This is a genomic window from Leptospira sp. GIMC2001, from assembly GCF_028462125.1.
Classification (GTDB): domain Bacteria; phylum Spirochaetota; class Leptospiria; order Leptospirales; family Leptospiraceae.
The window spans coordinates 250,315-269,431 of the sequence record NZ_CP115467.1; the positions used below are offsets into that span (position 1 = coordinate 250,315).

The 19,117-nt window shown below is 39.0% G+C and carries 15 protein-coding genes; 2 read left to right on the forward strand and 13 right to left on the reverse strand.

The window, feature by feature from the left end; genetic code table 11:
- Positions 1-27 precede the first annotated feature (27 nt).
- Together gltB and O4O04_RS01185 are read left to right on the forward strand one after the other, a co-directional pair.
- Positions 28-4,605 (forward strand): glutamate synthase large subunit, encoded by a 4,578-nt coding sequence (gltB, locus tag O4O04_RS01180; protein WP_272531421.1) that lies wholly within the window; start codon positions 28-30, stop codon positions 4,603-4,605.
- Positions 4,598-6,043: a glutamate synthase subunit beta gene (locus O4O04_RS01185; RefSeq protein ID WP_272531422.1), complete on the forward strand. Its 1,446-nt coding sequence runs from the start codon at positions 4,598-4,600 to the stop codon at positions 6,041-6,043. The genes gltB and O4O04_RS01185 overlap by 8 nt, the downstream gene beginning before the upstream one ends.
- Here the strand turns inward: O4O04_RS01185 and O4O04_RS01190 are convergent.
- The 13 genes from O4O04_RS01190 to O4O04_RS01250 form a co-directional block, all read right to left on the reverse strand.
- Positions 6,010-6,537 (reverse strand): GNAT family N-acetyltransferase, encoded by a 528-nt coding sequence (locus O4O04_RS01190; protein ID WP_272531423.1) that lies wholly within the window; start codon positions 6,535-6,537, stop codon positions 6,010-6,012. The two genes, O4O04_RS01185 and O4O04_RS01190, sit on opposite strands and share 34 nt — an antisense overlap.
- Positions 6,538-6,610: 73 nt before the next feature.
- Entirely contained in the window at positions 6,611-6,934 is a 324-nt protein-coding gene (locus O4O04_RS01195; RefSeq protein WP_272531424.1) for a hypothetical protein, read from the reverse strand.
- A gap of 221 nt (positions 6,935-7,155) precedes the next feature.
- Positions 7,156-8,985, reverse strand: coding sequence for a molecular chaperone HtpG (htpG, locus tag O4O04_RS01200; RefSeq protein WP_272531425.1), 1,830 nt, complete (start codon positions 8,983-8,985; stop codon positions 7,156-7,158).
- The gene (locus tag O4O04_RS01205; RefSeq protein WP_272531427.1) at positions 8,982-10,640 is read right to left on the reverse strand and encodes a BatD family protein; all 1,659 of its coding nucleotides are present in this window, start codon (positions 10,638-10,640) and stop codon (positions 8,982-8,984) included. The genes htpG and O4O04_RS01205 overlap by 4 nt, the downstream gene beginning before the upstream one ends.
- A 95-nt stretch (positions 10,641-10,735) precedes the next feature.
- A complete protein-coding gene (locus tag O4O04_RS01210; RefSeq protein ID WP_272531428.1) occupies positions 10,736-11,467 on the reverse strand; it encodes a tetratricopeptide repeat protein in 732 nt (243 codons plus the stop codon).
- Positions 11,467-12,507, reverse strand: a complete 1,041-nt coding sequence (batB, locus tag O4O04_RS01215) for a VWA domain-containing protein BatB (RefSeq protein ID WP_272531429.1) — start codon at positions 12,505-12,507, stop codon at positions 11,467-11,469. The genes O4O04_RS01210 and batB overlap by 1 nt, the downstream gene beginning before the upstream one ends.
- Complete coding sequence (gene batA / locus O4O04_RS01220; protein ID WP_272531430.1) at positions 12,485-13,444, reverse strand: VWA domain-containing protein BatA; 960 nt, start codon at positions 13,442-13,444, stop codon at positions 12,485-12,487. Before batA ends, batB begins: the two co-directional genes overlap by 23 nt.
- A complete protein-coding gene (locus O4O04_RS01225) occupies positions 13,437-14,345 on the reverse strand; it encodes a hypothetical protein (protein WP_272531431.1) in 909 nt (302 codons plus the stop codon). The genes batA and O4O04_RS01225 overlap by 8 nt, the downstream gene beginning before the upstream one ends.
- On the reverse strand, positions 14,342-15,178 hold the full coding sequence (locus O4O04_RS01230; protein WP_272531432.1) for a DUF58 domain-containing protein: 837 nt from the start codon (positions 15,176-15,178) through the stop codon (positions 14,342-14,344). The genes O4O04_RS01225 and O4O04_RS01230 overlap by 4 nt, the downstream gene beginning before the upstream one ends.
- A complete protein-coding gene (locus O4O04_RS01235) occupies positions 15,178-16,176 on the reverse strand; it encodes an AAA family ATPase (protein ID WP_272531433.1) in 999 nt (332 codons plus the stop codon). Before O4O04_RS01235 ends, O4O04_RS01230 begins: the two co-directional genes overlap by 1 nt.
- A gap of 3 nt (positions 16,177-16,179) precedes the next feature.
- The gene (locus O4O04_RS01240; protein ID WP_272531434.1) at positions 16,180-17,496 is read right to left on the reverse strand and encodes an LIC20035 family adhesin; all 1,317 of its coding nucleotides are present in this window, start codon (positions 17,494-17,496) and stop codon (positions 16,180-16,182) included.
- Entirely contained in the window at positions 17,493-18,047 is a 555-nt protein-coding gene (locus O4O04_RS01245; RefSeq protein WP_272531435.1) for a PaaI family thioesterase, read from the reverse strand. Before O4O04_RS01245 ends, O4O04_RS01240 begins: the two co-directional genes overlap by 4 nt.
- A 1-nt stretch (position 18,048) precedes the next feature.
- Entirely contained in the window at positions 18,049-19,086 is a 1,038-nt protein-coding gene (locus O4O04_RS01250; RefSeq protein ID WP_272531688.1) for an SAM-dependent methyltransferase, read from the reverse strand.
- Between the last annotated feature and the right edge of the window lie 31 nt (positions 19,087-19,117).

The window sequence follows — 19,117 nt, forward strand, 5'->3', positions numbered from 1 at the left end:
TACAAATAATATTAAAGGCACAAGACTATGGATCCAAGACATTCTTTACCTGCATTGCCTCCATTAGGCCCACAGCCGCAAGGCCTGTATGACCCCGCCCTCGACAAAGATTCCTGTGGTGTTGGATTTATCGCAAATATCAAAGGGAGAAAATCCCGCACTATTGTAGACAAGGGCTTGCGTCTCATGTGCAATTTAGAACATCGTGGTGCCGAAGGTGCCGATCCCAAAACGGGAGACGGTGCGGGAATCATGATTCAGGTTCCTGATAAATTCTTTCGAGGTGTCGTGCCTTTTCAACTTCCACCAGAGGGAGATTATGGCGTCGGAGTTTTGTTTTTACCACAAGACGAAGAAATTCGCGAAGCAATAGAAAATATTATCGAGAAAGTAATTATTGATGAGGGCGAGCATTTTCTCGGATTTAGAGAGATGCCAATTAACAAAGAATATTCGGGAGTTGTTGCATCCAAGACCATTCCTGTTTTTAAGAATGTTTTCATTGGCAAAAACAAGAAAATCAAATCTTCCGATGAATTCGAACGTAAACTGTTCCTGATTCGTAGAATTATTGATAGGCGAGTTCGAGCAGAATACAAACTCGACCGTAGCCAATACTATGTTCCTAGTTTTTCAAGCAGAACAATCGTATACAAAGGTATGCTACTTGGTAATCAAGTAAAACCTTTTTATGAGGACTTGAATTCACCAGATATTGAATCAGCGATGTGCTTGACTCATACAAGATTTTCTACTAATACTTTTCCGACTTGGGATCTTGCCCATCCATACAGATTGATCGCGCATAACGGTGAGATCAATACTCTACGTGGCAATATCAATTGGATGCAAGCAAGGCAAATGGTTATGGAATCTCCTCTCTACGGTGAAGAACTCAAGAGAATGCTTCCAATCGTAATGGAAGGACAGAGTGATACAGCAACTTTTGACACAGTACTTGAGCTGCTATTCCTTGCTGGACGAAGCCTTCCCCATGCTGTGATGATGATGATTCCAGAAGCTTGGTCTAAGAACAAAGATATGGATCCCGACAAACGTGCATTCTACGAATACCATGCTTGCCTCATGGAGCCCTGGGATGGTCCCGCTGCAATCGCCTTCAGTGATGGTAGGATTATCGGTGCAACTCTTGACAGAAATGGTCTAAGACCAGCACGTTATATTGTTACCAAAGATGATGATATAATTATGAGCTCGGAAGCTGGAGTTTTGAATACTCCTCCTGAAGATGTAGTTGTATCCGACCGTCTGCGTCCAGGTAGGATGTTACTAATTGATATGGAGAAAGGACAGATTCTTGATGATGAAGAAATCAAGAAACAAATCTCTACACAAAAGCCTTACAAAAAATGGGTTGATGAGAATCTGATTCGATTGAGTGAATTGCCTGCAACCAATTCGGCAACTAACCCTAATCACGATACTATCTTGGAAAGACAGAGAGCTTTTGGTTACACAAACGAAGAAGTATTTACAGCTCTCAAACCGATGGCGATCAATGGTGAAGAAGCAATAGGATCAATGGGTGAAGACACGGCACTACCCGTTCTCTCTGATAAACCTCAATCTCTTTTCAAATACTTCAAACAATCCTTTGCACAAGTTACCAATCCACCGATTGATCCAATCCGGGAAGAGCTTGTTATGGAGCTTACTACTTATATAGGTCCTGAAAAAAACCTCCTAGATGAGAGCCCAGAGCATTGTCGAAGATTAGAACTTGAGCATCCGATTCTAAGCAATGATGATTTTGAGAAAATCAAACATATCAAAGAAGGACAACTCAAATCCTTTACGATAGAAATACTTTTTGATCCGAACAAAAAGCACGATATGCGCAATAGCTTAGAGAAGGCTTGCAACAAAGCAGCAGATGCAGTTCGAGATGGCCACAATATGATTATTCTATCCGATAGAGGGCATAACAAAGACAAGGCGGCAATTCCAAGTTTACTTGCCGTTTCAGGTATGCATCACTATTTGATTCGAGCAGGTCTCCGAACGAAAACAGGAATCGTGATTGAGTCGGGTGAACCTCGTGAAGTATCTCACTTTGCTCTATTGTGCGGATATGGAGCGAATGCTATCAATCCTTATCTAGCTTTTGAAACACTTGCAGATCTCGTCAAAGAAGGCGTTATGCCAGAAGTGGATTTCAAAACTGCAAAGAAGAATTATATCAAATCCATTGGTAAAGGACTATTCAAAATTTTTAGTAAAATGGGAATCTCCACTCTGCAATCTTATTGTGGAGCACAGATTTTTGAAGCGGTTGGTTTGGATTCCGAATTGGTCAATAATTACTTTACTGGAACTGCAACTCGAATTGAAGGCTTGTCTAGTGAAATGTTGGAAGAAGAGACGGTTCGTAGACATAAAAATGCTTATGACTCAACTTTTTTCCCTGGCAATCTTGAACCTGGTGGCTTCCACTACTATAGAAGAAATGGTGATGCCCATCTTTATAATCCTTTAACAGTTCATAAATTGCAGGAAGCAACCAAGCATAATGACTATAAAGTTTTCAAAGAGTATTCCAATCTAATTGATGATCAGAATGAGAAATTAATTACACTGCGATCTCTTTTCAAATTGGACACAGCTCATAGCAAACCAATTCCGATTGAAGAAGTAGAATCTACCAAAGAAATCGTGAAACGATTTCAGACTGGTGCTATGAGTTTTGGATCTATATCTTGGGAAGCTCATACAACTCTTGCAATCGCCATGAATCGCATCGGAGCCAAATCGAATACAGGTGAAGGCGGCGAAGATCCAATTCGTTTCAAAACTCTGCCGAATGGTGATTCTATGCGATCTTCGATCAAGCAAGTTGCATCTGGAAGATTTGGTGTAACCGCAGATTATCTCGTAAACGCAGATGATATTCAGATCAAGATGGCACAGGGCGCCAAACCAGGAGAAGGTGGTCAGCTCCCAGGACACAAAGTTGATAAATACATTGGTCAACTTCGTTATAGCACACCTGGTGTAACTTTGATCTCTCCCCCACCCCATCACGATATCTATTCAATTGAAGATTTGAAACAATTGATCTTTGATCTGAAGAATACCAATCCAAGAGCTCGAGTGAGCGTGAAGCTCGTATCTGAAGTTGGTGTAGGAACAGTAGCCGCAGGAGTGGCTAAGGCAAAAGCTGATCATATCCTCATTGCAGGACATGAAGGTGGAACTGGAGCATCTCCTGTATCTTCCATTCACTATGCTGGAACTCCTTGGGAGATAGGACTTTCCGAAACTCATCAAACGCTAGTTGCGAATGGGCTTCGTGATCGAGTTTATCTTGCAGTAGATGGTAAGATCATGACAGGAAAAGATGTGATTATCGGAGCACTACTCGGTGCTGAAGAATTCGGTTTTGCTACATCTGCACTAGTTACAATGGGATGTATCATGATGCGAAAATGTCATCTCAATACCTGCCCTGTTGGTGTTGCGACTCAAGATGAATTCCTTAGAAGCAAATTCCTTGGTAAACCAGAATATGTAGTGAACTTTATGTTCTTCATTGCCCAAGAAGTTCGCGAATATATGGCAGCACTCGGATTCAAAACTTTCAAAGATATGATTGGACATGTGGAAAAAATCAAATTCAACAGACCTCATCATCACTGGAAAGCGAGAGGATTGGACTTTTCTAAAGTATTGCATAAACCAGTTCCGAATTTCCCAACTGAGTTCCATAGAACTAAAGAACAGAATCATGGACTTGCGGCACAAATTGATAACGAAATGATTCGCAAATCATTAGCCGCAATCGACCACAAACAATCTGTTCGCTTCCCAATGGAGCTAACAAACCTTAATCGAACCGTCGGGGCTATGCTATCGGGTGAAGTTGCGAAGAAATATGGAACAGAAGGCTTACCAGAAGATACTATCCAAGTGGATTTCACGGGAACTGCTGGACAGAGTCTTGGAGCCTTCCTATCCAAAGGAATCACCTTTAGAATGGTAGGCGAAGCAAACGACTATGTAGGAAAAGGATTGTGTGGTGGTAAGATCATTATCAACCCATCAACAAAAGTTACTTTTGATCCATCACAAAACATTGTAATCGGAAATACTTGTTTCTATGGCGCAACGAGTGGCCAAGCTTTCATACACGGGATTGCCGGTGAAAGATTTGGAGTTCGTAACTCTGGTGCGGAAGTGGTAGTTGAAGGTGTTGGTGATCACGGTTGCGAATACATGACAGGTGGCAGGATGATCGTTCTTGGTAAGACCGGACGTAACTTTGCAGCAGGAATGTCCGGTGGGATTGCGTATATATGGGATCTCGATCAAGCATTCAAGACAAGGGTGAACCCAGAGATGGTCGACTTAGATCCGTTAGTTGAAGATGCAGAGATCAACTATGTAAAATCTATGATCCAGCAACAATTTGACTATACACAATCTCCGAGAGCCAAAGCGATTTTGGATAATTGGAAAGAGAACGTGAGTAAATTCATAAAAGTGATTCCACGTGATTACAAGAAAGCTCTTCTCAATGCCCAGAACGAACTAAACGAATCCAATGGAAAACAAAACTCAAAAGAAGGAGTGACCGCAAATGGGTAAGCCGACAGGTTTTATAGAATTTGATAAGAAAACTTTAAAGAAAATTGAACCTAACGAAAGGATCAAGAATTATAAGGAATTTGAATCGGATTACGATGAGCCCATTGCGAAAGAGCAAGGTGCTCGTTGCATGGATTGCGGAATTCCATTCTGTCATGGGGATACAGGTTGCCCAGTTGAGAACCTTATTCCTGAGTTCAATGATTTTGTCTATAGAGGTAAATGGAAAGAAGCTCTAGAGAATCTCCATTCAACTAATAATTTCCCAGAATTTACAGGAAGATTATGCCCGGCTCCTTGTGAGTCGGCTTGCACACTCGGAATTATCGCATCCCCAGTTTCGATAAAAGCAATTGAAAGAACAATCATTGATCGTGGATGGAAGGAAGGTTGGATCAAACCAAGAATCGCAGAACATAAATCAGGCAAGAAAGTTGCAGTTATTGGATCGGGACCCGCAGGTCTTGCAACAGCTCAGCAACTAGCAAGAGCTGGACATAGTGTTACTGTTTACGAGAAGAACGAAAAAATTGGCGGGCTTTTAAGATATGGTATTCCCGACTTCAAAATGGAAAAATACCATATAGATCGAAGACAAGAGCAAATGGAAGCCGAAGGTGTTGTTTTCAAGACTAATACCAATGTTGGTAAAGATATAACTGCTCAAGATCTAATGAAGGGTTATGACGCGATCATCCTTGCTATGGGTTCTGAAGTCCCAAGAGATCTTCCCGTTGAAGGTCGCCCACTAACAGGCGTTCATTTTGCAATGGATTTTCTTGCTCGCAACAATCGATTGGTTGATGGAATCGATGTACCAGACAAAATCATGGCTACCGGCAAAGACGTGATAGTGATTGGTGGGGGTGATACTGGTTCGGATTGTGTGGGCACATCCAATAGGCACGGTGCTAAATCTATTAAGCAATTGGAAATTTTTCCAGCTCCTCCAAAGGAAAGAGATAAAACTACACCCTGGCCTCTGTATCCGAAAATGTACAGAACGTCCTCTTCTCATGAAGAAGGTGTCGATCGTAAATGGGCAGTCAACACAATTGCTTTCATAGGTAACGAGAAAGGTGAAGTTACCAAGCTAAAAGGATCCGAAGTAGAATTCAAGGACGGACGCCCTGTACCCGTTCCTGGGACTGAATTTGAATGGCCAGCTGATCTAGTTTTACTAGCTATGGGATTCGTTCATCCAGTCAAAGAGGGAATCATCTCACAATTCCAAGAAATGGGTCTACAGATTGATCCTCGAGGTAATGTGGATGCCAAATTTGGAAATGCTGATGGATCTTTTGCAACTGGCGTATCAAAAGTATTTGCTTGCGGAGATGTAAGACGCGGACAATCGCTTATAGTCTGGGCAATTTCTGAGGGAAGAAAATGTGCAACCCAAGTTCACAAGTTTCTAACAGCAGAAGTAGAAGCATAATCGCTCCTCTGTAAAACATGGACAAGGCATTCGTCTTGTCCAAACCAACGGATTTCGATCGGTTTAAAACCTAGTCTCTGGTAAAATTTATGTGCGCGAGTATTAGACAATAATGGATCAATCCAAATTTCTGTAACATGCAAATCTTCAAAACATAAATCTATAGCTAGCCGCATCATCTCAGATCCAAAGCCTTGGTCTAAAAAATCCTTCTCCCCAATCCAAATATCGATAGCTCTTAAGTTAGGTGAGCAATCACCCCAATAATGAGAATCTTCTAAGTGTGGATCTATGATGTGGACAAATCCAATTGGTTTTCCATCCAATTCAGCTATCAGTTGCTGTCTCCATTCTGGGTCTTGAAGAAGCTCTTCTTCCCAATTCCAATCATCGTTTGGATCCGATTCAATGACATGCTCCTCGTTGTCCCATTTATTTAATAAATCAAGATCTTCAATTGTTGCGGTTCTTAAGATAATTTGATTGTTTTCCAAAAGAATTACCACCCAAAAAATTATTTTTGCCTTCTGCAAATTATAATATAAAGATATAACTGGGCTTTCGTTTCTATTTTGAAGTCTTTTTCTTGGAATCTGAAGTCTTGATAGATCGTTTGCTTGAACCAGATAATTTAGATGATATTTTAGAAGGCGTACAATCGGCACAAGCAGATTGGAAAAGATTGAGAGAAAATGGTGCGTGATTGATTGTATTTGCGAGTCCGATCTTTCCAGATCCATCTTCTAAACTATTCGCATTGCGCTTGCCAAATTTTATCTTGTAGATTTGAGAGAAATGGTTCCATAAAGATAAAATTGTTGAGCCAAACAAAAGATAAAGAACGATAATAACAATCCCATATACAATATAGTTTTGTAAAACTGGACTCATAGAAACAATCTGCAAACTGAGATGTCTTGTGTCAAATCGGAAATTGAAGTCTAGCAAATCTAGCCAACTAGCTTCCTTCCTTCAATTCATTCTCAATTTCATAATTTTCCATTCGAAATCAAATTCGTACGGAAAGCAATCAACATTTCAATTCGTTTGAGTCATAATGGAGAACGGAATTACTCTCCATTATGTATATAAAGCTAACCGAATAATTTAAATTATGCGGTAAGTTCCTCAAGTAATTTCGCTGATCGTTTCGTAAATTCCCCTAATTCCTTTTCTCCGAGTACTTTCGAAGAGATCAGAGCTAAGTCATAAATTTGTGCTGCAAGCAATTCTCCTTTACTTGCATTCACTGACTCAAAGGCTTTCAAGGCGTTCTTCACTAAACCCGATGAAGCATTGATCATCAATGTATGATTTTTCAAAAGTGTTCCGGCCATTTCCGAATTCATCATAGTATTCATCTCAGACATTCTACGAATGTATTCCGGCAAAAGAATTACCGCTGGAACATCTGCACTCTTGAGAGAACTGACTTTGATCTCTAAGCCTTCTCTTCCTAATGCCTTTTGGAAAAATTCCTGGATTCTGTCATTCTCTGTCTTATTGTTCTGATCTACAACCCCTGCACTTGCGTCTTTGTCAACAACTTGATCAGCTAACTCGGAATCAACTCTCTGAAATTTCCAATCAGGATTCTTGCCTTCCAAATGTTGAAGAAAATGTGAATCAATTCTTGAATCTACTAATACAGCCTCCAAGCCTTGTGACCTGAGTAGATCCATATAAACTGACGTTTTCTCTGTTTCATTGGCATAGAAAATTTTATTATTATTTTTTTCCTTATTTTTATCCCAATATTCTTGCAAAGTAGTGAATTTATCTTCAGATGTTTTGAAAAGAAGTGCGTCTTTAACGGACTCATAGAATTTTTCTTCCATCATCATTCCATACTTAACAAATATCGAAATATCATGCCAATTCTTCTCATAAGTTTCACGATCTTTCTTGAAATCTTCTGTAAGTTTATCTGCAATTTTTTTGATGATATGAGCAGAAATTTTCTTAACGAGAGGTTCAGATTGTAAGTAAGATCTCGAAACATTTAAGGGAAGGTCAGGTATATCGATGGTTCCCTTCAGAATGGTAAGAAATTGCGGGATTAACTCATTTGCTTCATCAGAGACGAAGACATGATTGCAATACAATTTGACTCCATTCTTGGCCGCTTCCAATTCATGTGTGAGTTTTGGAAAATAAAGAATTCCTTGTAGTCTAAATGGATAATCCACATTCAAATGAATATGGAACAATGGCTCAGCTTGGAAAGGAAATAAATAATTATAGAATTCTTTATAATCTTCTGGTTTAACAGAAGAAGGTGATTCTGACCATAAAGGGCGCATTTTGTTTGCCTGTTCGTCGCTGACTGATATTGGGACAGGAAGGAAATCGCAGTATTTCTTGATTAATTCTTTGAGTTTGTATGCATCCAAGTATTCTCCCGAATCTGAATCCAGATGCAAAATGATCTTCGTGCCTCGATCTTGTTTGTCGTTAGTTGAAATTTTGAAGTCTGTTCCTGTCTCAGATTCCCAAGCAACTCCAACGGATCCTTTCTTATAAGATTTGGTCTGAATCTCAACTTTCTTCGAAACCATGAAGGAAGAATAGAAACCTAAACCAAAATGACCAATAATCTCGGCTTTATTTTCTTCAGTTGAATATTTTTTTGCAAACTCAGTTGCGCCAGAAAAAGCGATCTGATTGATATATTTCTTAACTTCTTCATCCGTCATCCCTATCCCATTATCTTCAATGGTAAGTGTTCTTGCTGTCTGATCAAAGCTAAGATTCACCTTGTAGTCGGTGCCTCCTTCGAATTCTTCGGATAGCGCGACCTTTTTTAATTTTGCTATCGCATCACAAGCATTAGATATTAATTCTCTGAGAAAAATATCTTTCTCAGAATACAACCACTTCTTAATTATTGGAAAAATATTCTCTGTTTCTACTGATATTTTACCTGTTTCAACTTGACTCATTTTTTAACTCCTACATTAAAATATTCATTTAAAATTTCTTTCTCTCTTCCATCTACTATCGATAAGATTTCGGTGAATTTTTGGTCAATATATTTATCACGCAAGCTTCGCAAAAATTTTGCCTGTTCACCATCATATCCGTTTTGCATAAGAGCTTTTTCAAGCAATAATCCTGACTTCATACCAGCGATTTTTTGAACCTGGCTTAGTGCTTCACTGACGTTGTTAGCTTTCGGAAGCAAGAAAAATCGATAGATTGTCCAAGCTATAAAACCGAATACACTCAAGAATCCGATTGTATAGAATTCCCAGCCAATCTGCATCTCCTTCGTAAAGTCAGATGAAGAATCCTCATTTGAAGATTTTTGAATACTATTTGCGTCTATAACCAATTTTGGAAACTGAATGTTTGTGGTAACGTATTTTCCAAGTTTTGGATTGAAAAAAGAAAATTCTATCTTATATGGACTGTTGCTTTTCTCGAGAAAAACTCCATATAAAAAAGAGACCTCACACCTAAATCCATACACCCCTGGTTGAATCTCTGTGAATTTCTGATTCTTGTTCGTAGATAAATTTACAATTCTTCCCGGAAAATTCTTTGGAATATTCGTAATCAGCGGATCTTTAATATTATTACAAAGTCCTAATCCCGAAATTTTAATTTCATAATTCCATGGCTCTCCACGCTTGACTTGTTCTCCGTTATAAACTGCAATCATATCCATCTCTCCGACTTCACCTGAAAACGACTTCGGCGCCCCAGGTGGCAGACCATTGACTTCAATTGATTTCGGCTCAGAATGGATAGTATGGGTTAAATAATGCATTCGATTCGAATTCGTATAATCAAACTTAGTTGATCCGATTTCGAACTTTCCATCTTTTAAAGGAGTGAGCGCATAAATTTCCCGATTGTATGGAATTGCATTGTATAAAGTTTGCTTGCCAAGCGAGTCAATTGGTATTTCCTCAGGGTAGCTAATTTTAACTCCCGTTAGCAACTCACTTGTAAAGAATGGAAATCGTATGGACTCATTAGGATTCCTTTCAAAATGTGGCTTTCGAGAATTTCGATAATAAAAGACAAAATAGCCGATGATAGGTTCGCCTACGTAAATTTTACTTTTGCTTGTTTGAAATTTCAACTTTGCGTCCATTTCACTCATTTGAGTTTCAATGTCTTCGTGAAAAAAATTTCCAAACATTCCGTAAGGAGATCGATTTTGATGATTGTTTTGATATACTTCATTGGAAACTTCGAAATAAGTTTCGGATATCGTGTATTTTGATCCATCAACTAATACAGAGATTGGTGGCACTCTAAACTTACCAGGTTTGTTATGCATTAAATTGAATCGTAATATCGTGTAACTGGTCGTTTTAAGATTGATGATTTTTGTTTCCGACACAATCCCAGAATAGACTGCGGTTATAGAGCCTTCTGTAAATGATTTGGAAACGGGTTTTAAATTTTTGGATCCTTGTGCGACAAATTCAATGGTTAAAGGTTCGCCTTTTGCCACTTTCTGAGCAGATAAACGAAATTCGAAGTCATTGGCACCAACCCCAATCGGAAAAAATACAAAGCAAACCAAGACAATTTTTATTATTCGATATTGGAAATGAAATGTTTGCGATAGGGTTTTTTTCATATTCAATTGCTATATTTTTATATTAATATATCTTAATATAAATTGAAGACTCAAGACTTTTCAAACTTCAACTATAAAACTTTTTACAACTCGCCCTACCAGAATTTATCTCTTCTCATTTGGAAAAATCCTCGATTCTTCCTCCGCTCGATTTTGTCAGGATTCATCGAATCCATAATTCGATCCGCTTGATCCCGGCTGAGCTGATCTGGATCATTGCCATTGTTCTGGGTCGACGGATCTTGCCCTATACTATTATCATTACCTTTGCTCGAGCTATTTCCTTTTGTATCCCTTTGATCATTAGACCCCGAACTTGGATCTTTTGAGTTGTTCTGGTTGGGATTGGATTCGGATCCATTCGCTTTATTCGATTGAGGTTGATTATACAGCAGCTCTAAGTTCTTTCTAGCAGCTTTATTTATAGGGTCATATTCTAGTGATTTCCGATAAGAATCTAAAGCCTTTTTCTTCTGACCCATAGCCGAATATGCCTTACCCAAATTATAATAAGATTTGGATTTCCATTCAGGATCTGGGTTTTCCAGAGATTTCTCTAAGTGGGTTATGGCTTCAGAATGCCTACCATCATGAATTTTGACACTTCCTTTGTTGAATTCAATTCTTGGATCATCGGGCAAATCATCTTCAGCTTGTTCAAAACTGCTGACAGCATTATCATAATTCTTATCATAAAAAAAATCAATTCCTTGTCGGATACTATTTCCTGTTGGATCGAAAAAAGACTCTGCGAACAAAATGTTCGGATTTACAAGAAATAGTAGGTATATGACTGAAATATAGATTCGGTAATAGCATCTAATCATTATTGACTTTCCTCCTTTCGATGAATTCGAAACATCAACCATTCTAAAATTGAAATATCGATAAAAAAAAGAAATACTGCGGGGATCAGAAAATAATGTGGTTTTTGATTTCTCAACAATTGTTTGTTCTTCGATAAAGAATTTTTTTCCATGTCTTGAATATCATCAATCAATTTATAGCGAGCACTGCCATCAGTTGTTAGATCGAAATACTTACCTCGATTCTCTCGAGCAATATCTCTTAGATAATCTGGATCTGCGACCGATATTATGATTTGTCCATCACTAGCCGAAGATACCAATCCCCCTTGAGTTGTGACATAACCTCGACTCCCTGTATCGCCATCTTCATAATAGATTGGTGCTCCATCGATCGATCCAAAACCCCACACAACCAAATCAGCGGATATCCGTGGGAGACTCGACTTGGAATGATCCTCGCCATCTGATGCAAGAACGATTATTCTATTTCGCAAAAGTTTCGAGGAATCTATCAATTTCATCGCTTTATCGAAGGCACCATTGATGTCAGATCCTTTGTCACCAACCATATCCACATCCAATCCTCGGACATAGTCTGCAAACGCATTCATATCTGTAGTCAAAGGACAATACAAAAAAGGTGATCCAGCAAAAACTACAATACCGAGTCGATTCCCTTCAAGCTCAGGCAAAAGAGACAGAAGAGTCTCTTTGAATCGAGCAAGCCTTGTTGGTTTTGCATCCACAGCATTCATTGATAGTGATGAATCAACGAGGAAAAGAACATCTACACCTTCAGAAGATTCTTCTCTTAAGATATTTTCACCGGGAGGGAAAATCAATGCACCAACTAACAATACAACGACTATAAAGTATAAAATAAGTCTAATTATCTTTACTCTTGGATCTCCGAATGATATTCTAGATGCAATACTTGGCTTTTTCGAAATTGCTTGCCTAATAATTTTTATATCAAGCATACGATAAACGCCATAAGCCAGAACAAATACTAACAGCACAGTTGCGACTAGCCACTCAAGGATAGAATCGGAAAGCATACATTCTTCCTCCCAAATCTAACATAAACAATAGCATAGCAAGTATTAGATATTTTTTATAACTTGATTCTATCAATTCTTTTGGTTTGTCAGCTAGAATATCCTTTTCCAGTTGATCAATCTCGAGTAACACTGACTCCAATTCAGCAGGACTTTCAGCTCGAAAGAATTTCCCACCACTGCGTCTCGAAAGATCGTGGAGAGCTGAGAAATTCACTTCATATTCTCCATCTTCTTTTCCGATTCCAATAGAATATATTTTTATTCCATAAGCTCTTGCAGTTTCGGAGGATGTTTCGGGATCTATTTTGCCAGTATTGGACACTCCATCCGTAAGCAGAATGATTACTCTTGATTTTGTTTTGGATGATTTCAATCGATAAGTAGAAAGTAAAATAGCATCGCCAACCGCTGTCCCTTGTTCTTCGATAGTATCTGTATCTATCTCACTTAGTATTTCTCGCAAGGCAGATAAGTCACTCGTCAAGGGGGACTGAAGGTAGGCTGCGCCAGCGAATACAACCAAACCTAAACGATCTGTAGTTCGTTTTTTTATGAATTCGTCGACTAGATCTTTGGAGACTTCTAATCGATTGCGAGGAAGAAAATCTCTAGACTTCACCATCGAACCAGAAATATCCAAAGCAAACATAATATCGATGCCCAGTTTATCATTGGGAAGGAACTGGTGCTTACTTCCAGGTCCCGCGGCTGCAAAAACTATAAGGGCAATGATGAGAAATCTTAAATAGGGAAATAGCTCGCGACAAATTGATTGAAAAGTGAACCCAATTGACTTGGATTCCGTGTGATCCAAGTTCATCTCTTGACGTGGAAATGGTTTGAAAAACTGAACGAGGTTTCGTGCATGATAGGCAAGAACCAATAAAATCGGAACAAGTAGAATCAAGATAAAGGGACGTTCGAAATCAGACATGATGAATTCCTGATATCAAATTTGCCCATCGATCCCAAAATTTTTTTGCCTCTTCCTGGGAAAAGGTTTCTAATAAAGGAGTGAACTTGGCGACCAACAAAAACCATTTCACTTCCCTCAACTCCTCTTGAGGAATAGAGGAACGATTGAAAATCACTTCCAGCAATTCTGAATCACTCTTCATACTGAGATCTGATTCGAGGGCAATGGATAATTTCCATTTCAAATACTCTGTCAGAAAGAATGCAAATTGCTTTTTTGAAATTTCTGGATCTTTAAAAAATTTCTGAATCTTCAGATTCCATTTCTCATCATCAGGAATTGGAGGTCTGGTCTCAATGATGGCATCCAACGGTTGATTCTTCCAATGGCGGTATGCGTAAATGAGTCCGACAAGAATCAGAAGAAAAAAAAGTGTTAAAAGAATCAGCCGATGCCATAAAAACTTCCCAAATTCGATAGGGGCAATAGCATCTTCTTCTGTGCTGGACTCACCATCTGCAATGGATGATTTTACCTTTATAGTTTTCTGAGATTCCACCCAAGCATCTGAGTCCGGAAGTTTCCAGCTCACTGGAACATAGAATTCGCCAGAAAGGAAATACCTCAGTTGAATGGTTGCCTTACGTTTTTCCAAATCAACAGATAGTATTTCACCAAAACTCATTTCATTATTTTCTGACTGCAATTCTCCAATGGTAGGCAATGAAACTTCCCAACCATCTTCCCATTGAATTGTGTAGCGAGCGGTATCATAGACTACCACTTCATCTGATTCCAATTTTTCTTCGGGAATCAAATCTGTTGCCCGCAAAGCGTTGATGCTATAAACAAGTGAGCAAAGAATTGCAAATTTTAGACCAATGCCCATTGAATGAAGAGATCGTTGCCCATTCTTCATAGACCATCTCCAAATATTCTCAGCAGTTGCCCAACCCAATCACCATCGCTTCGAATTTCATTTAGGTTCCGTCCAAAAAGTTTTTGCAATCTCTCAAGATCTCTTTCATAAGTAGGAATTGTATCGGTTGCCAGAGAAGATGATTCCGAGTTTTTAAGGGCAAACAAAGTCTGTAATTGGGTTAAATCCTGCGATTCGGAATTAATAAAGAGGGCGTTGATTTCATGCCTTCTCGTTACTGGCAGCAATCTATCAGTTTCAGGAAAGTTTGCAAAATCACTAATGATATAAACCAAGTTTCTCGTCATTGCCCTATCCTGTAAGAATTGAAAGGGCAATGCAAAGTTTGTTGGGTGTACTCCGACTTTCAAGGTTAGAATTTTTTCTTGCAGCAGTTTCGCTTGGCGAAAGAAATCCACTTTAGACTTGATAGGTTCTTTGATAAATTCCCATCGGTTGGTAAATCCCATAATCTGCACTCGATTGTTCGACTGATTGTGCAACAGGGCAATGAGAAGAGTCAGCTGAAAACATAAATCCGACTTACGAGAATCTATTAGCATCGAAGTTGAAAGATCCAAAAAAATAATTACAGGAATATCACGTTCTTGATAGAATTCCTTGATATGAATTTCGCCAGTTCGTGAAGTTACATTCCAGTCAATTAAGCGAATATCATCACCCGAAATGTAATTTCTCACATCTCGAAATTCCATCCCCCTTCCTTTTTTATGAAAATGCGATCCCCCGTCCCGTCTGCCATGAATCCATTTCCTTGACCGAGCTTCCAATAGTGAAACGAGTCTGTAAAAGGATGGATTTAGATAGTTCACTACGGAACTCCGATGGTTTCCAAAATTGATTCAATGATATTGTCAACAGATACATCTTCAGCCAATGCTTCATAATTGAGAAGAATTCTATGGCGAAGGATTTCCTTAGCATAGGCCTGGATATCTTCAGGAATCACAAAATCGCGACCTTCCAAAATTGCCTTAGCCCGAGCGATTCGTAAAAAGGAAAGACTTGCTCTTGGACTTGCACCATGTCGGATAAACTGAGAAGTCTCCTTGGCAAAACTCGTTTCAGGTCTTGTCTGTCGGACAATCCTGACAATATACTCTTTGAGCTTTGGATCAATATAAACTGAGTCAGCGAGTCGAGAGATCGCAATTCTATCCTTGCCTTTGAGAATCACGGTAACTTTTTCTGAACTGCTATGTCCACCTTGCCCATGTTGATCCAGAATCGATATCTCATCTTCTTGGCTTGGATAGCCAACTTGTATTTTTAAAATAAAACGATCCATCTGAGCTTCAGGCAATTGATACGTTCCCTCTTGATCAATTGGATTCTGAGTTGCTATAACAAAGAAATTCGGATCCAATTCAAAAGTTTGATCACCAATCGAAACAAGTCTTTCTTCCATACATTGCAAAAGAGCCGACTGGACTTTTGCTGGAGCACGATTGATTTCATCTGCAAGCAATACACCTGTGAAAACAGGTCCTTTCCTTATATCAAAAGTTGCTGTTTTTGGATTAAAAACACTAGTACCTGTTAGATCGGCTGGTAAAAGATCTGGTGTAAATTGTATCCTCTGAAAAGGAGAATCCATTGATTTGGAGATTGTTTTCGCAAGTAATGTTTTTGCAAGTCCTGGCATTCCTTCAAGCAGAACATGTCCTTGTGAGACCATCGCAAGCAAAACCGCCTCGACGCTTGCTTGCATTCCTGTGATTTGCTTTTGAATTTCTGTTCGAGCCGAGGCCATTTTCTCCCGGACAAATTGTATCTTGTCATCCGGGATTGTGGTTTGCTTTTGCTCCATTCTTTAAGAGCCTCCGCAAGCGTTCGCGGTCATGGTTGCTCTTTCTTTGCCTAACATATAGTATACGGTTTTACCACCCTCTTTCCAACAGCCATTCTTTCTACCTTGAGCATCACCGCCACCTCGTCCAATTTCTTTGCCATTTTTATCATATTCAATAGCATCTTCACTGGATCGGATTTCTAGTCTTTTCTTACCATTGTCATGGTAATAAGTAAAAGGAATATCTGGTTTGTAGCTGTCTTTTAAATCGCCAGTTTTATCATCAATGGCAACGATCGAGAAGAAAAATTTACCTTCACCTATCTTTAGGCCAGATCGGTCAAAAACTTCGGCTGATTGAAGCATAACTTCATTCGCCATAATTCCACGATATCGAAGTTTACCGTCGTTGTAGTAGTAATTCCATTTGCCATTGCGAACATGTTTTCTTGGACCCTCAGCAAATAATTGTCCATTTGGATAGTATTCTCTCCATATCCCTACTCTCTCATACTTACTATCTCCAGTTCCGCCATCTTTCGGAGCATAGCTTCCTTCTGATTGAAGTTTCCCATCTGGATAGAAAGTTTTCCAAGTCCCAACTCTTGCATCGTCGCGGTTCATTCCCATTGAAGAGACAGTTTTACCATCATCATAGAAATTTTTCTCTTCTCCATTCAGTGCACCGTTCTGATAATTTGACAGCTGTTTAATGGTTCCTTTTCCAAAATGAAAAGTTGTCCAGAGACCATGCTTTTCTCCTTCCTTGTACTGTCCCTTTTCTAGAAAGTTACCATCTTTTGCTGCTTTCAGGTAATAGGAACCATGCATCTTATCGTCAACATACTCTGTCTCGCTGATAAGTTGCCCATTTTCCCCATAAGTTTTCATAGTACCTTGGCGCTTGCCATCAGTATAAGGAATCTCAGCAATGATCTTACCTGTTTCCGCGTTAGGTCTTTTCCAAACGCCAACTCGCTTTCCATTTTCATAGGTTCCGACAAGATCTAAAACATTTTTGAATTTAGGATTTTTCAGATCACCACCATCTTGAAACTGGAGGTATTCTTTCCATTCACCGTGCTTGGGGAAGGCTTTTATTTTAACGATACCGAGAGTTTCCAATTGCTTGGAGTCACATGGCTTGCCACCGCAATCTGTTAATACGGGTCCTTGACCACGAATCAATTTTGTATTGCTAAATCTTTCGATTCGAATATTGGGTGCCTTCATTTCAAAATCAGGAATCCCCTTTTCAGGTTCCTTAGTGTCGCCACCTCCGCACTGAATGAGAAATGACATTGTAAGGATCAAAAGGCTTGGGATTTTAAATTTCATTTTGGGTTCTCCTGATTGGGTGAGTAATCTCTTATTCGATCAAAGAAATGGGCTCTTTCTTTTTTGTTCAACTCCAATAATTCATAAGCATCGAAATGTTGTCCACCATCCAATTTTCTTACAAAGAATCGAGGAGGCAAAATATGGAAAACACCTTCACCTTTTACATAAGTAATTGATTCGTCGAGTGAAGTAAGACTACATTGTAGATGGATTTTTCTCTTTTCTTTCTGGATCGGCCATGCTCGAGCAAGCAATTCATTTTCTACCGGAGTCGCCTTTAGAAATTTATAGGACATTGTGTCCGTCATTACAATATAGCCTAGATGGAAGCACAAGGCTCCCATCGTCTCATCCATCAGAGTTGATATCACTCCACCATGACTAAAGCCAGGAGCTCCATTATAATGTCTTGGAAACTTGTAAGTAAATCTTACTTCACCCGATTTATCATCGAATGAAAAATCAGCTTGAAGTCCGTACGGATTGTTCTTACCGCAACCAAAACAAGTGTCATGATGGATTTCATGTCCCAATAAGGATGGTTTCATTTTACCTCTTTTGAAACAAATAATGGCTTACAATCCATTCCTGACCACCATTATATCCCCACAACTCTGCACATGCCATAAAGAAAACTTTCCAATACACCCACCATTTAGTGGCATTCTCTTTACCATAGGTATCCTCTAAGATTGGGAAAATTTTATCTCTATGGGTATACATATTTGCAAGCCAAGCTTCACTTGTTTTCTGATAATGCGTTCCCTCTACAGCCCATTGATTCTCAATCAGAAAATCTTTTTGGAAATACAAGAACAGATCGTTCGAAGGCATCTGACCTCCAGTAAAGAAATATTTTGCCATCCAATCAGTATCATCTATGACTTCAAAAGGATAAGCATAATCTTTATGGGTAAAAATATGAACAAAAAACTTTCCATTGGGTTTGAGATATGTTGCAAGTCTAGCGAAGAGAGCTTCATAATTCTTCATATGCTCTAACATTTCAACAGAAATGATTCGATCAAATTTTTTACTGGTTTTAAAAACATTCATATCTTGGGTAACAATCTCGAGATTCTTCAAACCACGTAACTTTGCTTGTGCGTCAATAAATTGTTTCTGTGTTCTAGAATTGGAAACTCCAAGTATTTTACACTTTGGGAAATGTTCCGCGACATATAGAGAAACAGAACCCCAACCACATCCAAGATCTAGAACCGTCATCCCGTCTTTGAGTTCCGCTCTTTCGACTGTTAGCTTAAGCATCACTTCTTCGGATTCATCAAAACTCGTGTTCTCGCTTGGCCAGAAGCCAGAACTGTATTTCATTTTCTTCCCCATAACAAAGCGAAAGAAATCACTTGGAACTTCATAATGCTGTTCATTGGCAGCTTCGGTGTGAACAGCTATAGGTGAGTTTTTTAATTCATTCACATATTTAATTTTATGTGCAAGTTGCTCGCTTGCATTTGCCTTTTTTTCTTGCTTGAGTCTTGTGCTCAAAAGCTGTCTTATCCTCACGCGAATTAACCAATCAGGAAAAATATCCTTCTCTAATAGCTCTTCAATCTTCAAAAATTTTATCTCCAATTTTTTTTTTATAGAAATTCTCAAG

Coding starts and splice junctions, on each gene's coding strand:
- gltB (WP_272531421.1), top strand. CDS start 28: ATGGATCCAAGACATTCTTTACCTGCATTGCCTCCATTAGGCCCACAG.
- O4O04_RS01240 (WP_272531434.1), bottom strand. CDS start 17,496: ATGAAATTTAAAATCCCAAGCCTTTTGATCCTTACAATGTCATTTCTC.
- O4O04_RS01245 (WP_272531435.1), bottom strand. CDS start 18,047: ATGAAACCATCCTTATTGGGACATGAAATCCATCATGACACTTGTTTT.
- htpG (WP_272531425.1), bottom strand. CDS start 8,985: ATGAGTCAAGTTGAAACAGGTAAAATATCAGTAGAAACAGAGAATATT.
- batB (WP_272531429.1), bottom strand. CDS start 12,507: ATGCTTTCCGATTCTATCCTTGAGTGGCTAGTCGCAACTGTGCTGTTA.
- O4O04_RS01205 (WP_272531427.1), bottom strand. CDS start 10,640: ATGAAAAAAACCCTATCGCAAACATTTCATTTCCAATATCGAATAATA.
- O4O04_RS01195 (WP_272531424.1), bottom strand. CDS start 6,934: ATGAGTCCAGTTTTACAAAACTATATTGTATATGGGATTGTTATTATC.
- O4O04_RS01210 (WP_272531428.1), bottom strand. CDS start 11,467: ATGATTAGATGCTATTACCGAATCTATATTTCAGTCATATACCTACTA.
- O4O04_RS01225 (WP_272531431.1), bottom strand. CDS start 14,345: ATGAAGAATGGGCAACGATCTCTTCATTCAATGGGCATTGGTCTAAAA.
- O4O04_RS01235 (WP_272531433.1), bottom strand. CDS start 16,176: ATGGAGCAAAAGCAAACCACAATCCCGGATGACAAGATACAATTTGTC.
- batA (WP_272531430.1), bottom strand. CDS start 13,444: ATGTCTGATTTCGAACGTCCCTTTATCTTGATTCTACTTGTTCCGATT.
- O4O04_RS01185 (WP_272531422.1), top strand. CDS start 4,598: ATGGGTAAGCCGACAGGTTTTATAGAATTTGATAAGAAAACTTTAAAG.